The organism is Mucilaginibacter sp. 320_HR, assembly GCF_059691875.1.
Genome location: NZ_JCAWAI010000002.1, coordinates 172922 through 188458, shown reverse-complemented (window position 1 = coordinate 188458; position 15537 = coordinate 172922). Strand labels below are relative to the sequence as shown.

12 protein-coding genes and 1 tRNA gene are annotated in these 15537 nt (G+C 36.6%); 12 read left to right on the top strand and 1 reads right to left on the bottom strand.

Translation table 11 applies throughout. The features are described from left to right. The first annotated feature begins 235 nt into the window (after nucleotides 1-235). The 5 genes from AC59GT_RS06435 (at nucleotide 236) to AC59GT_RS06415 (ending at nucleotide 7827) form a co-directional block, all read left to right on the top strand. Nucleotides 236-309, top strand: a tRNA-Ile gene (locus AC59GT_RS06435). 295 nt (nucleotides 310-604) lie between these two features. Further along, on the top strand, nucleotides 605-1837 hold the full coding sequence (locus AC59GT_RS06430) for a site-specific integrase (protein ID WP_497236853.1): 1233 nt from the start codon (nucleotides 605-607) through the stop codon (nucleotides 1835-1837). 188 nt (nucleotides 1838-2025) lie between these two features. Continuing rightward, nucleotides 2026-4749, top strand: coding sequence for a class I SAM-dependent DNA methyltransferase (locus AC59GT_RS06425; RefSeq protein WP_497236852.1), 2724 nt, complete (start codon nucleotides 2026-2028; stop codon nucleotides 4747-4749). After that, a complete protein-coding gene (locus tag AC59GT_RS06420) occupies nucleotides 4742-6664 on the top strand; it encodes a DEAD/DEAH box helicase (protein WP_497236851.1) in 1923 nt (640 codons plus the stop codon). Before AC59GT_RS06425 ends, AC59GT_RS06420 begins: the two co-directional genes overlap by 8 nt. Beyond that, on the top strand, nucleotides 6664-7827 hold the full coding sequence (locus tag AC59GT_RS06415) for a GIY-YIG nuclease family protein (protein WP_497236850.1): 1164 nt from the start codon (nucleotides 6664-6666) through the stop codon (nucleotides 7825-7827). Before AC59GT_RS06420 ends, AC59GT_RS06415 begins: the two co-directional genes overlap by 1 nt. Nucleotides 7828-7837: 10 nt before the next feature. On the opposite strand, the gene AC59GT_RS06410 is transcribed toward AC59GT_RS06415, so the two are convergent. Beyond that, complete coding sequence (locus tag AC59GT_RS06410; RefSeq protein WP_497236849.1) at nucleotides 7838-9571, bottom strand: hypothetical protein; 1734 nt, start codon at nucleotides 9569-9571, stop codon at nucleotides 7838-7840. 121 nt (nucleotides 9572-9692) lie between these two features. On the opposite strand from AC59GT_RS06410, the gene AC59GT_RS06405 reads away from it, so the two are divergent. The 7 genes from AC59GT_RS06405 (at nucleotide 9693) to mobC (ending at nucleotide 15458) form a co-directional block, all read left to right on the top strand. Continuing rightward, a complete protein-coding gene (locus AC59GT_RS06405) occupies nucleotides 9693-10022 on the top strand; it encodes a helix-turn-helix domain-containing protein (protein WP_497236848.1) in 330 nt (109 codons plus the stop codon). Then, nucleotides 10019-10339, top strand: a complete 321-nt coding sequence (locus AC59GT_RS06400; protein ID WP_497236847.1) for a hypothetical protein — start codon at nucleotides 10019-10021, stop codon at nucleotides 10337-10339. Before AC59GT_RS06405 ends, AC59GT_RS06400 begins: the two co-directional genes overlap by 4 nt. Nucleotides 10340-10762: 423 nt before the next feature. Next, nucleotides 10763-11368 (top strand): AAA family ATPase, encoded by a 606-nt coding sequence (locus AC59GT_RS06395; protein WP_497236846.1) that lies wholly within the window; start codon nucleotides 10763-10765, stop codon nucleotides 11366-11368. Nucleotides 11369-11436: 68 nt separating this feature from the next. Next, the gene (locus tag AC59GT_RS06390) at nucleotides 11437-11697 is read left to right on the top strand and encodes a hypothetical protein (protein ID WP_497236845.1); all 261 of its coding nucleotides are present in this window, start codon (nucleotides 11437-11439) and stop codon (nucleotides 11695-11697) included. Between the two features lie 178 nt (nucleotides 11698-11875). Further along, complete coding sequence (locus AC59GT_RS06385; protein ID WP_022833082.1) at nucleotides 11876-12298, top strand: plasmid mobilization protein; 423 nt, start codon at nucleotides 11876-11878, stop codon at nucleotides 12296-12298. Beyond that, nucleotides 12253-13509: a relaxase/mobilization nuclease domain-containing protein gene (locus tag AC59GT_RS06380; RefSeq protein WP_497236844.1), complete on the top strand. Its 1257-nt coding sequence runs from the start codon at nucleotides 12253-12255 to the stop codon at nucleotides 13507-13509. The genes AC59GT_RS06385 and AC59GT_RS06380 overlap by 46 nt, the downstream gene beginning before the upstream one ends. Nucleotides 13510-13520: 11 nt before the next feature. Beyond that, on the top strand, nucleotides 13521-15458 hold the full coding sequence (gene mobC / locus AC59GT_RS06375; RefSeq protein ID WP_497236843.1) for a conjugal transfer protein MobC: 1938 nt from the start codon (nucleotides 13521-13523) through the stop codon (nucleotides 15456-15458). Nucleotides 15459-15537 lie beyond the last annotated feature (79 nt).

The following is a 15537-nucleotide window of genomic DNA, read 5'->3' as shown; positions in this document are numbered from 1 at the left end:
AAGGAACCTAACTACCAAAAAGTTAAAATTTTTGGTAGAGATTAACAAACAAGAGAATTTGCAACAACAATTTTCCTTACAAGTAGAGTTTAGAATCACCCCTGAATAAATAACAAAATTAAAACTGATGTTTTACAGGTGTTTATAACGGCGCTGTAGAAAAAGTTAAACGAACCTTGCGTAATTTGCTATTATTTTAGATATTTGCACCGGAAAAAATATTAATATTTAATCCGCGCCTATAGCTCAGTCGGTTAGAGTAGAAGACTCATAATCTTTTGGTCCCTGGTTCGAGCCCAGGTGGGCGCACAAATCCGACTCTGGCGAGGCGGTAGAACCCCTTAAATCATTGATTTAAGGGGTTTTTTCATTAATTATTCCCTTACCAACCCTTTGTAAAGCCTAAGTTCTCGTTACCTATCCGACTACCTGTTTTTTGTTTTTAACTTAGGTAACACAAACCCATTCAATAAATTGAATTACAGTTTGTTACAGCGATAAAAGTTGTTTTTTAACGCATCTGTATGCTGTATTTGTGTTACCTATTGTGTTACCTAAAAACGGGATGAAGTATGAAACATTTAAAACTTAAAAATTAAATTTTATGCAAACATCACAGTCGTTCGGTATTCATTTTACCACCCGTCCAGACAAAGCGAAAGACGGAAAAGAACCTATTTATGCCTGCGTGACGGTAAACCGTCAGCGCGCTTACATTGCTTTAAAGCAAAACGTTGATCCCAAAAATTGGGATGGCGGCAAAGGTGCCGCCAAAGGGAATAAAGAAGAAGTTAAATCAATTAACAATTACCTGGAGGAAGTTAGACTTGTAATTGGCAATAGCTACAAAGAACTTCAAATTAAAAGGAAAATGTTATCGGCCAAAGCTGTTAAGGATTTATATCTTGGAGAGGAAGCGCAGGTATATTCACTAAGCCGTCTTATAACGTACCACAACGAAACTTCTACCGAAGATCTAAAGTGGAGTACCCTGAAACATTATTATGTCACCCAGCGCTATTTATTGAAATTTCTGGAAACTCAATTTAATGCAACAGATATTTATCTACACCAATTAGATTATAAGTTTGTAAAAGACTTTGAGGTGTTTCTCCGTACACACAAGCCCAAAGATCATCAGCAACCATTGAATAACAACGGGGTGATGAAACATATCATCAGGTTAAAGAAAATGACTAATCTGGCTTTGAATCTACAATGGATTAACAACGATCCTTTTGCCACTTACAAATTGAAAATTTTAAAGGTTAATCGCGAACAATTATCTGAAAAAGAATTAGCAGATATGGAAAAGAAAAAACTGGCAATCGCACGCTTAGATATGGTGCGTGATATGTTTGTTTTTTGTTGCTATACTGGATTATCCTATGTGGATATGATCAATTTAACCCCAGAGCATATTATCGCCGGCAGCGATGGGGAGCGGTGGATCAGGACATGTCGCGAAAAGACACTAATACCGGTTAATGTGCCGCTACTTCCACCAGCGTTGAAGATTTTAGATAAATATGAGGATAATATAAGGTCACTTTCTGATGGACGAGTATTTCCTACAGTATCTAATCAAAAGGTAAATAGTTATTTGAAGGAGATAGCCGATTTATGCAATATCACTAAAAAAGTGACTTTTCATATCGCTCGACACACTTTTGCAACAACCGTCACACTTTCTAATGGTGTCCCCATTGAAACTGTAAGTAAAATATTGGGTCATACAAAAATTACTACAACGCAGATTTACGCAAAAGTTGTCGAACGCAAACTCAAAGAGGATATGGATGCGTTAAAAAATCGCATGGCTTCGTCAACAAAGTAACTTTAAAACATCTTTACACATAGTGATAACATGCTTTAAAGCAGATCGTTGGTTTTTATTATATAAGAACTTCAAGTAATTTATAATTATGGGTTATAAAAAGCTATGATTAGATTGGATAAGTATGACCTTTAAGGTTATATTTATCCTTTCTTTTTATAGCCGATTGAGCGATTTGCGCCTTATTTATGAATTTAATAGAAATTGAAGATAACTTAAATAGTCTAATTGAAAACTTCTCGGAAGATACTTTCATCTATGATTTTTTAACTGCTTACGGCCAGCCAAAATCTTCTATTACACGCTTAAAACTTGGTGGATTAAATTTATCCAAAATAGATGGGGAGATACTCTGGAAAAAGAAGCTCTTTTTCAAAGCGACCAACTCTAATTTGTTACACAATCTGATTGATGATTATGCAAAAGATCAACAAATTCTTAAATTTTCACCGAGATTTATAATTGTTACCGATTATATTACTTTTCTGTCCGTTGATTTAAAAACGAAGGACACATTAGATATAAACTTTCAAGCACTAAATAGTCACTATGATTTCTTTTTACCATTGTCGGGGATAGAAAAACATAGCGCAAAAAAAGAAGCGGTTGCCGATGTAAAGGCTGCAGTCAAAATGGCCAAACTTTATGATGAAATTTTAAAAGACAATCCCATATTATCTAACTTTGAGATTCATGGTTTAAACGTATTTTTATCAAGATTGCTTTTTTGCTATTACGCTGAAGATACCGGAATATTTAAAAAGAATCAGTTTATAAATGCGATCAGCTCACATACTCAGCCAGATGGAAGTGACTTGCAGAGTTATTTGGAAAGATTATTTCATGTTTTAAGTGTAAAGGAAAGAGATAATTTACCAAAATATTTAGAAGAATTTCCCTACGTAAATGGTGGTTTATTTAAGGAGCAACAGCCGATTCCATCTTTTACGAAACATTCGAGGAAAGCAATTATTGATAGCGGATCTCTTAATTGGAGTGCGATAAATCCTGACATATTTGGTTCTATGATTCAGGCGGTAGTTACACCAAGTCATAGAGGTGGTTTGGGAATGCATTATACATCCGTTCCAAACATAATGAAGGTTATTGAACCCTTATTCTTATCCAAATTACATACTGAATTTGAAGAAAACAAGAATCAGCCCTCCAGACTTCACAAGTTGCTTGAAAGGTTGTCTACCATCAAGATTTTTGACCCGGCATGTGGCTCCGGGAATTTTTTAATCATAGCTTATAAAGAACTTAGGTTGTTTGAGATCAAAATATTGAAAAGGTTAGAGCTTCTTCAGTCTTTCGTAAGTGGATTTGAAGAAAAACAACTTTCTCTTATACCTAAAGCTCAATTATCCTTAGCATCTGCATACCAACCGCCATTATTTTCACGAATCCAATTATCACAATTTTATGGAATTGAGCTCGATGATTTTGCGCATGAAATTGCACTATTATCCTTATGGCTTGCGGAACATCAGATGAACACTAAGTTTAAAGAGGTGCTTGGACAAGGTAGCCCATCTTTACCTTTAAAAACTTCTGGAAGAATAATACATGGAAATGCGAATATTCTTGATTGGGAGGCAATTTGTCCTAAAAAAGAAAATGACGAAATCTATATTTTAGGCAACCCGCCATATTTAGGATTTCGCGGGTGGACTGTAGAACAAAAGTCAGATATGGAACTAATATTTAAAGATGTTGGAAACGTATTGCGATTAGATTTTATAGCTTGCTGGTTTAAGCAGGCTTCCGACTATATACTTGGATATAATGCCAGTTTCGCATTTGTTTCTACAAGTTCATTAACACAAGGTGAACAGGTTAGTTTAATTTGGCCTTACATCTTTTCAAAAAAACTTCAAATTTCTTTTGCCTATAAACCGTTTGATTGGGATAACAATGCCAAAGATAAAGCCGGTGTTACTTGCGTTATTTTAGGAATACAAAATGAGAGCTTGTCCAAAAAAGTACTTTTTTCCGAAGATGCATATTCATTGGTTGACTCGATCGGGCCTTATTTAATATCCGGTAACTCAACGATTATCTATCAACGAACAGTTCCGCTGTCAAAATTTCCTGAAATGGCTTTAGGTAGTAGCGGGATTGATGGAGGATTTTTAATGCTGTCAACATCTGAAAGGATTGAATTTATTAAATCTGATTCAAGATCTGAACGATTCATTAAACCTTTCTTAAGTGGTGGTGATTTTTTAAATTCTATAGAGCGATTTTGCTTATGGATTGAAGATGATTCTATCTCCGAAGCCTATGATATAGAACTAATTTCTGAACGTATTGGCAAGTGCAAACAATACAGATTAGGAGCAGGAAGAGACGCGCAGAAAGCTGCATCTGTACCTCATAGATTCTTCTACCGTAAATATAAAAACACTGAATGTATTATTGTTCCAAGGACAAGTTCCGGTAGACGAAATTATCTCCCTTGTGGTTTTCTTGAACCCGGCACTATTGTTAGTAATCAAGCATTCGTGATATACGACCCCGAGGTTTATGTTTTCGCAATACTTTCCTCAAGACTACATTGTTTGTGGATGGAAATTACCAGCGGTAAAATGCGACAGGATTATAGTTATTCAGTTAACCTGACTTTTAACACTATGCCATTTCCCCTTGTAAGTGATACGCAGAAGCAAGAATTAGAAAGTTATGTTTATATCATTCTTGACGAGAGAGAGAAGTATTCTGAAAGAACTTTGGCTCAACTTTATAATCCTGATAGCATGCCTGAATCACTGAAAAGGGCTCATGAGCAACTTGACTTAGCAATTGATCGTTGTTATAGATCAAGGCCATTTGGAAGTGACGATGAGCGTTTAAACTATTTATTTAAGCTTTACGAAAAAATGATATTGGAGGAACAATACAATGCCTGATTTAGTACATGTAACTTACCAGCAGACTGGGCAAAGCTCAAAAACCAATGATTTAGGTATGAGGGAAATGCAACAGAACGCCTATTCTGCACGTGATGCGCAATATATACTCTTAAAAGCACCTCCTGCTTCTGGAAAATCGAGAGCTTTGATGTTTATTGCATTAGATAAACTTCATAATCAAGGCATAAAAAAAGTAATAGTAGCTGTTCCGGAAAAATCTATTGGGGGTTCTTTCAGCACTAATTATTTAAAGCAAAATGGTTTTTTTGCTGATTGGGTACCAAATCCACAATTTAACTTATGTACCCCAGGATCTGATGGAAGTACCAGCAAGGTACAAAGCTTCAAAAACTTTTTAGGCAACAATGAACAAATCCTAATTTGTACTCACGCTACTTTGCGTTTCGCAGTTGAGGAATCGGATGAACTTTTATTCAATGATTGCTTACTTGCAATCGATGAATTTCATCATGTATCAGCAGATACAGATAATCGTTTAGGCGAGTTACTTAGGTCGATTATGCAAAAATCAACCGCTCATATCGTCGCAATGACGGGATCATATTTCAGGGGCGACAGTAACCCAGTTTTACTTCCTGAAGATGAAGCGAAATTTACGAAAGTCACTTATAATTACTACCAACAATTAAATGGATATACACATTTAAAATCATTAGGCATAGGATACCATTTTTATCAAGGACGTTATACATCCGCCATCACAGATATTTTAGATACTACAAAAAAAACAATTGTACATATACCTAATGTAAACTCTGGCGAATCTACCAAAGATAAACATCAGGAGGTGGATACTATTATTGACACAATTGGCGACGTCACTCACATTGACCAAGATTCAGGGATTATACATGTTAGACGAAAGTTAGATTCTAAAATCATAAAGATTGCTGATTTGGTTAACGATAATCCGCGAGATCGTGATCGAGTGGTAAACTATTTGCGAAACATCAAATCAGTTGATGATCTTGACATAATTATCGCATTAGGAATGGCCAAAGAGGGGTTTGATTGGCCTTATTGTGAGCATGCGCTCACAGTTGGATATAGAGGTTCTTTAACTGAAATTATTCAAATAATTGGACGATGCACACGCGACAGTAGTAATAAAGTTCATGCTCAGTTTACCAATTTAATTGCTCAACCTGATGCGGATGATGATCAGGTGAAATTGTCTGTCAACAATATGTTAAAGGCAATAACTGCTTCATTACTGATGGAACAAGTACTGGCACCAACCTTCAAATTCAAAAGTAAATTTGATGTAGAACAAGATACAGAGCCTGGCACTATAAAAATTGATGGCTTTAAAGAACCAACCTCTAAACGTGTGCAAGACATAATTGATTCTGATTTAAACGACCTTAAAGCAGCAATTTTACAGGATGATACCATGCTTAAAGCTATGCCGGGTAACCTTGAACCAGAAGTCATTAATAAGGTTTTAATCCCAAAGATTATTCAAATAAAATATCCTGATTTAACGGATGATGAGATAGAGCAATTGAGGCAACATGTTGTGGTAGATTCGGTAATTAAAAATAGTGAAATTATTGAAACTGGGGACAAGCGATTTATAAGAATGGCTAACAATTTTGTGAATATAGATGATTTGCATATTGATTTAATCGACAGAGTTAACCCTTTTCAAAAAGCATTTGAAATTCTTTCAAAGTCTGTTACAACCCATGTTCTCAAGCTAATTCAGGAAAGTATTGAGGCTACACGCATTTTGGTCACTGAAGAAGAAGCAATTTTAACGTGGGGTAAAATAAAAGAGTTTTATGCCACTTTTAATCGGGAACCGAGTATTGTTTCTATGGACCCACTTGAAAAAAGAATGGCAGAAGTACTCGTATATTTGCGTGACCAAAGACGAAAAATGGCTTGATGGAAAAGAAAAGTTTAAAAGATATTTTTAATGATGACCCGTTTGGATTAACTAATTCCAAGCCACAAGCTACCGTACGCAATGATGATGATAGATTGGTAAGCTCCTTTGAAGAAATAAATGCATTTTTTTTAAAAAATGGTAAAGAACCCGGTTTAAAAGGAGGTGTACAAGAGCGAGCATTATATTCCCGATTGAAAGGTATTAGAGAGAACTCGACTAAAGTTGAAGCACTCAAAGATTTTGACAAGCATGGTTTGCTAAAAGAACCTCAAAAACCAATAACATCAGTCAATGATATATTTAATGACGATAATTTTGGATTACTGACTACAGAGCCTGATAGTATTTTTAACTTAAGAAACGTACCAAAAGACATAAATGTTCCTGACTATATTGCTAAAAGAAAACCTTTAAAGGACTTTACAGAGTTTGAAATACTATTCAAAACTTGTCATTCTGATATTGCAGTTGGCAAGCGAAAATTAACTCAATTTAAGGTCGAACAACAAATCAACACTGGCAATTTTTTTGTGTTAAAAGGAGTTTTACTTTTCATTGCTCACGTTGGTGATACATGGACTGAAGGTGGTAGACTTAATGGAAGGCTACGAGTAATTTTTGAAAACGGAACGGAATCTGACATGCTTCTAAGGTCACTTGCCGCTGAATTATATAAAAACGGAAGGCGAGTAACTGAAACTTATGAAAATCTCTTAGATAGCTTCAATAACATATCTACCGAAGATAAAGCAACTGGTTTCATCTACATATTAAAATCTCAAAGTGAAATCCCAGAGATAAAAGGCATTAAACATTTGTATAAAATCGGCTATTGTACAACAAACGTTGAGGAAAGGGTAAAAAATGCAATTAATGAGGCCACATTTCTTATGGCACCCGTGACGATAATAACAGCGTTTAAATGTTTCAACCTAAATGCTCAAAAATTGGAATTATTATTACATAATTTTTTCGGAGCCTCTTGTCTAAACATTAACATTATCGATAGTACTGGTCGCAAGGTTTCGCCACGAGAGTGGTTTGTAGCTCCACTGGATATTATTGAAAAGGCAGTTCAATTTGTTATAGATGAAAGCATTGTAAATTATAAATATAATCCAGAATCCAAGAGTATTGTCAACAAAAACGATTTGCCTTAAGTGTCTGACATCAATATTCTTCTGATAGGCTATTCGTCTTAAGATCGAATGACTGGTAATAAAGTGGAAGATTAGTATGTTTTCTAAGATGTTCAAAATACTTTTTACCATCAACAGTAATTTTCTTTTCGCTAACAACTATCATTTTTTTTGCTTTTTGATGTTCCGGCCACATAGCATATTCCAGCAATTGTCCTATTGCTTCTCGAATACAAGTCATAAGTGAATTATAACTTTTTATTTCATAAAAGATTAGTCCATCAGCGTCATTAACAACTATATCTACTCGATTCTGACCATAACCTGCCGGATGTTCGGGGTTAACATTTATTGATCCGTATTTTTCTCTTAATTTAAAAGTTAAATTATCGCTGATCGCCCGATGGATGTAAATGATTTCCACAGCTTTCGGCTGGCGAACTGTACTCTTTTTTTTGGGGCTTTTGGGTGTGTTGGTTGGTATAACTGTTGGAGGAACAAATATAAATGGTTTTGTAGGGTCTTGTTCGGGAAGTTTAAAACTGTCCCTCATGTGCAAGAAGGTATATCTATTCACACCATTAATTAAATTATCTTCGGGAATCTCGACATAAGGGTCGTTGATTAGTATGTTCTCAGGTTTAAATCTTATGTTAAAAATATCCAAACCGTCGTATCCCGAAAAACCATTATCATTAGCCCCGCTGATTTTGATTTGATTTTCCATCTCTTCAAGCCAGCCAGCTTTCAGATATTGCTGTTTTATATTATTAGCAAGTTGCGAATCGATCACTTCAATATCGTTGATATTTCCAACCCAATATCTTTGTTTAGATTGTCCATCAAGAGTATAAAGCCATACATCATATTTTTTATAGATATATGCTGACTGGTGTTTTCTGATTGGTTCTAAAAAGGCATAGTGATAACCATCAATCTGTTTACTCATATCGAGAATCCATTCTTCATGCCCATAACCGAATTGTGCTTCGTGAGAATCTTTATCTGCGCTTTTCCCTAAGCGACCCGATGGAAATATGTAACCGTTATCATTCCATGCTAACCTGGCAGCTCTTTTGAAATTTTTAGAGTAATCGAATATTACTTCTATATCTTCAGGACGTTTAAGTTCTAATAAAGTTAATGACCAATTGCCAGCACCTTCACCTGAAGGAACAGGGCCTTTGAAAAGTCGTGGTCTATAATCCCATTTAACTTTAAGTTCCCCAGTACCAATATTATTAACGCTTGCAATTGTGCCAATTGCCATAATTTCTACTGATCTGTTTTTACGGCTTAAAAATCTAATTGCGATACGATCATTAATCTTTGCTTTTTGCAACAGCTTATAAATTTTAGCTCCTTGCCCGGATGAAAGGTCGTGATCGGTGCGCCAATATTCATTCTTAATGAAGTCATCAAACATCGGAATAAGGTTCGGCTCCTTGCCAAAGTAGCTTGCTCCAATAAAAAAACTTGGTTCGTTGCCTCTTTCATTCCACGATTGAAAATAAATTGGGAAACCTAAATCTGCAATAGTTTTGCGATAACCATTGTTACTTTGGAAATCGGTTGTTAGCTTTTGATCCTGTTTGGAGAGAGAAGAACTTGCTAATTCTACTGAATATTTAAAAGGATATTTTTTACCCCCATAGTTTAACCAGTATTCATTGTACTCATTGTCTTTTGGCACACCGTTCTGATCTATTTTAACAAATGCTTCGAGCAGTAATTCCTTAGTAATTGAACTTAGTTTGTTTGGCATAATTATGTGAAAGGTTTCTAAATATAGTAACCTTAGTTTATAAAAAAACACCTACCTCGTACATGAGGTGTGAAAAATATATTTTTCCCTTCCTCACATTTGCTGTGCTAAATTTTAAGCTATGGCAAATTACAATGAAACTCAAAATGACTTTCCGAAAGTTCACCGCGATCAACTGATCACGGTGCAGGACTTGATTGATTTTAAGCAACAATTGATTGTTGATATTAAAAAGCTATTGAAGGAACAGACCGGCCATCCGGGACACCAATGGCTCAAAGCCTTCGAGATTAAAAAGATGCTGCGCCTTTCCGAAAGCAAGCTCCAATATTTCCGTGATAAAGGCCTGATACCTTTCAAAAAATTAGGTGGTATAACTTATTATAACCTGGAAGATATCGAGGCACTCATGAACTCTGGCAAGTTGAACGATCAAATGAAAATGGCATGAAGCGTAAAGCAAAACGGATCGTTCCGGATTTGGATAAAGGGCCGAATAACAGGAATGCAATCTCTTTACGTAGCCATGATGGCTTAGGTACGTCCATGCCGCCGTCGCTTGCCAGTATTGAAATTTACTTTGATCAAAAAGGCTTAATAGAAATTGCGGGCGATTTTTTCACTCAACATGAATTACGGGAGTGGAAAAGTATTACCGGATACCCAATAATTAACTGGAAAGTTTGCGCTGCGGATTGGATTTATGATTACCGGCAGGCAGTGAAGATGCGGTTAAAAAAATCGCCGTTTCACACGGAATCATCTTGAACAGCAAATGCAAATTTCATGACAATTTGACGGTTTTTATTGAATCGGGTTTTGTTTCATCGAATCATGAAGTTGTTAGGTGTATTATTAAAAATTATCAATAAAGCTGGTGCCAAAATCACAGGGTTAATCTCTGAATGTTGAACAACCGATAGAATCTTAAGGGCCAGCAACAAACTAAATTAATCGAACGTCAGGAAGCAAAAGGCAAAGTCCTTCCTGATGCATAATTACAGGTTATTGTATTTACAGCAATATGTAGTTATCGAATTATGCAGATATGGAATGCTGTAATTATAGAAATACATACTTACAGCTTTGTGTATTTACAGCAATCTGCATTTAAAGAATTATGTATTTAACGATTTACAGCATTATGCAATTATAGCATTATGTATTTATAACAATTTAGAATTACATAACATGGGAAAGATCATCACAGTAGCCCACCAAAAAGGGGGCGTTGGAAAAACCACATTGGCAATGAATTTAGCAGTGTGTTTCCAGGATCAACTTAGCGTTGCTTTGGTTGATACAGATTTGCAAGGAAGTCTACTCCAGATCAAGGACGATCTCCCTGGGCTGGCGGTGGTCGGGAAAGACCAATTACAGGACATAAAAAATTTAGGCTATGACCTTATTATAGTTGATACCCCGCCTTACTTGTCGAACAAGCTTCCCGAGCTATTCAGCCTCTCCGATTTTATATTGATTCCAACAAAAGCAGGCTTTTTTGATGTAATGGCTATACGTTCGACTATCGCATTGGTCAACGATGCGCAGGTAAAGAACCCCGACATAAAGGCCGGCATTGTGATGAATATGATCAAACCGCGATCAGGTATTACCAAAGAGGTTAGCGGCCTTTTAGAAGACATGGCAACCCCTGTTTTGGAAACCCTGATACATGATCGGGTAAGTATTGCGAGGTCTTCGATAACTGCCGGAGTTTTACAGGGAAGTGATGCAAAAGCGAAATCAGAAATAACATCCCTGGCAGAAGAGATCGTTAACCGTATCAGTGCATAATTACATAAATACATATTTATGCAGGTTTCAAAACTCTCGTTCAACGAGGTAATTAAATCAGGTTTACAATGACAGATTATAAAGACAAACTGGGTGGCTTAGCGGACAAACTTAAAAAGGACACGCCCAAAACGCCCATTCAGGAAGTTCACCCAATAAAGCAAAGTGCTACAGTTAAAGAGGACGAGGCGCAGCTGAATGTCTGGATTCCAAAGGCGCTTTTGAAGCGCTTGAAATCATACGGAGTAGAATACGATACATCTTTAAAGGACATCAGTATAAATGCTTTAAAATTCTTTTTAGATGCCAAATTGAAGAAATCAATATGATACAGGTCCTAATGGAATACTGGCAGATTGAAGAAGTCAAAAGGGATGAGATTGCCTCTTAATAGCAATCAGCAAGATAAACGTTTGTCGGACAAACGGATCTTGCCCCTACCTTCCGAGGTCAGTCGGGGGGCAGGGTAAAAATCCTCCAGGGTCGGATTTTTTAAAGATTACAGTAATGGAAAATGAAGAAGAAAACAGGGAACGCAAAGTAACCACACGGTTTAAACCGAACGAATTTAAAGTACTGGATACCCGTTTTAAAAAAACACGGTTTTTAAAAATGAGTGAGTATATCAGGTGCGTTCTGCTTGAAAAACCGATCACGGTAAACTACCGTGACAAGTCGATGGATGAAATGCTGGAAGAGTTGGCTTTGCTCAGAAAAGAGTTAAATGCCATCGGCAATAATCTTAACCAGGCTGTACGCCAAATCAATAGTGCGCACGGAAATGCGGATAACCGCCTATGGATAAATTTACTTTCCATTATTGGCAGCAAGGTCGATCCGGCAATCGGTCAGATTAAAGAACGTATGCAAAGTTTTTCAGAATTATGGTCGCAAAAATTAAAACCGGGCGAAGTATCAGCGGTGCAATAAATTATAATGAACATAAAGTAAGGCTGGGTAAAGCGGAGCTGATTTCCGCGCAAGGCTACCTGAAAGACCCGGCCAAATTAACGTTTATGGATAAACTGCAAAGGTTGACTGATCTAACAAATCGGAACGAGCGGACGCTCGTAAATGCGTTGCACGTTTCGTTAAATTTTGCAGTGAGCGAAAACCTGGAGCAAGGCGTACTTCAACAAATTGCCGATGACTATATGGATGGTTTAGGTTTTGGTAAACAGCCTTATTTGGTTTACCAGCATCATGATGCCGGACACCCTCACCTGCATATTGTTACCACTAATATTGAACCGGACGGAAAACGTATCAGTTTTCATTTACTTGCGAACAGGGCCTCCGAAAGTGCCCGAAAACAAGTTGAATTGACTTACAATTTGGTGAAGGCAGAAGACCAGGGCAAGCAGCAAAACGTATTATCTAAGCCATTGCAACAGGTTGATTATGGTAAGTCAGAACTTAAAAGATCAATCACCAATGTAGTGAATGAAATAGTTAAAGCCTACAAATATACCAGCATTCCTGAACTGAACGCCGTACTCAATCAATATAATATTACGGCTGATCGCGGCTCCAAAGATTCAAGAATGTATGAAAAAAACGGCTTGGTTTATTGGGCACTTGATGCAAAAGGAAACAAACTTGGGGTGCCAATCAAGGCCAGCAGCATCTATGGCAAGCCAACTATGAAGGCGCTCGAAGATCGATTTCGATTAAATGAAGTATTGCGAAAACCTCTAAAAGAGCAGGTAAAAACTAAGATTGACAAGGTATTATTAGCACCGGTTTCCAAAAATGCGTTTCAAAAAAAATTAAAAGATGATGGCATTCAGGTCATTTTCCGGCAAAATGAAGAAGGCCGTCTATATGGGATAACGTTCGTAGATCATGGGTCGAAGGCAGTATTTAACGGTAGTGATTTAGGAAAAAATTACAGTGCTGCCACCCTGATAAATTGGTTTAAAAATGAGGAAATTAACTACAATCAAATCGTTTCCAAACCGATAAAGAATGTTAGTCAGGCTTCAAAATTTCCTGACAATATTTCAGGTTCAGTTACAACTTCAGCCGATGGAGATTCATTGTTAAAAATACTATTCAAAGAAGAACAACAAGACATGGCGGCCATAGGAAGGCTGCGACAGAATAAGCGAAAGAAGAAAAGAAAAGGTCATTCACTTTAATATTTAACATTATGCAAACAGGTGAAAACGAGCAAGCCCTAAGAAAGATAATTGACTTTACAAGGCTACTAAGCATTGCTATTTTAATAATACATTTTTATCTAAGCTGCTATACGGCTTTCCAAATTTTAGGCTTGACCAAGCCATTCGTAAATCACATTTTATTGCCGTTATCGAAGATGGTAATTTTTGCTAAAGTACTTTATGCGAAATTAGCAGCGCTAATTCTTTTAATGATTTCGCTGGTTGGCAGCAAAGGAAAAAAGGATGAATCCATAAAGGCCAGCAGGATTTTTATTTATTGCACCATAGGTTCAATAACGTACTTCATCAGTACACTCTTTCTTACAATACATTACCCAGCAACCACAATAGCCATATTGTATATAGGCGTAACAGTCATTGGTTATATGCTAATTCTTTCAGGGGTAAGTCTGCTTTTCAGATTGCTAAAGATCAATTTGGGTAAGGATATTTTCAATAAGGAAAATGAATCGTTCCCGCAGGAGGAAAGATTATTAGAAAATGAATACTCGATCAATTTGCCGGCAATTTATAATCTGAAAGGCAAAAGCCGCAATAGCTGGATAAACATCATCAATCCGTTTAGAGGCACACTAATTGGCGGTAGCCCAGGTTCGGGTAAGTCCTATTTCGTCATCCGTCACATTATTACCCAACATATTCAAAAGGGCTTTACCATGTTGGTTTATGATTTTAAATATGATGATTTAACCAGGATCGTTTACAATGCACTCTTAAAGTACGGCCACTTGTACAAGGTAAAGCCCACTCAATATGTTATCAACCTCGAAAATATTATGCACCGGGCCAACCCCTTAGAACCGCATACGATGATTGATATTACTGATGCAATAGATTCAAGCCGCACGATCATGCTTGGTCTTAACCGTGAATGGATTAAGAAGCAAGGAGATTTCTTCGTGGAATCTCCTATTAACTTTATTACCGCCATTATGTGGTTTTTAAAGAAATATGAAGACGGGCGCTATTGCACATTGCCTCATGTGATCGAATTGGCTCAGGTAGAGTATAAAGACTTATTTGAGGTATTGTTGCAAGAACCTGAAATCGAAGTATTGATCAACCCTTTTGTTTCTGCCTGGCAAAATGAAGCTTACGAACAATTGGAAGGACAAATTGCAAGTGCCAAAATTAGTTTAGCACGATTATCATCGCCACAATTATATTATGTGTTAAGCGGCAACGATTTTTCACTTGATATTAATAATCCTGATGAACCCAAAATTGTATGCCTTGCCAATAATCCACAAAAATCACAGATTTATGGCGCGGTATTATCGCTCTATATCAACCGCATCAATAAGCTTGTCAACCGTAAAAATCAGCAAAAGTGCAGCATGATCTATGATGAGTTCCCCACTATTTACTTTAACGGAATTGATAATTTGATTGCTACAGCCAGATCTAATAAAGTCGCCGTTACCTTAGCCGTTCAGGATTATAGCCAGCTAAAAAAAGACTACGGCCGTGAGCAGGCAGAAGTTATTTTAAATATAGTAGGGAACATTGTTTTTGGGCAGGTAACCGGCGACACGGCAAAACAACTTTCCGAACGATTTGGTAAAATTAACCAGGAAAAGGAAAGCATATCAATTAATAGTCAGGACACCTCAATAAGCAAATCAACGCAATTGGATTACGCAATACCAGCCTCAAAAATTTCAGGGTTATCCTCGGGTGAATTTGTTGGCATGGTGGCTGATGATCCTGATAATAAAATCGAATTGAAAACTTTTCATAATTGTATTCAAAACGATCATGCCGCAATTAAGCGGGAAGAAGCGGCTTATCAACCTATTCCTATGATTAGAGATGTAGATCAGGCAGAAGTGATAATGACTTATCACCAGATAAAAGAAGACGTAAAAAGAATTATTGAAAGCGTTTTAAGCAACATTTCTTAAATAAATTAAATATTTTTCGTAATATTTCATATATAAGAATTAATACAACGTATCCGTTGTGTTAATTTCGTTCGGTTTG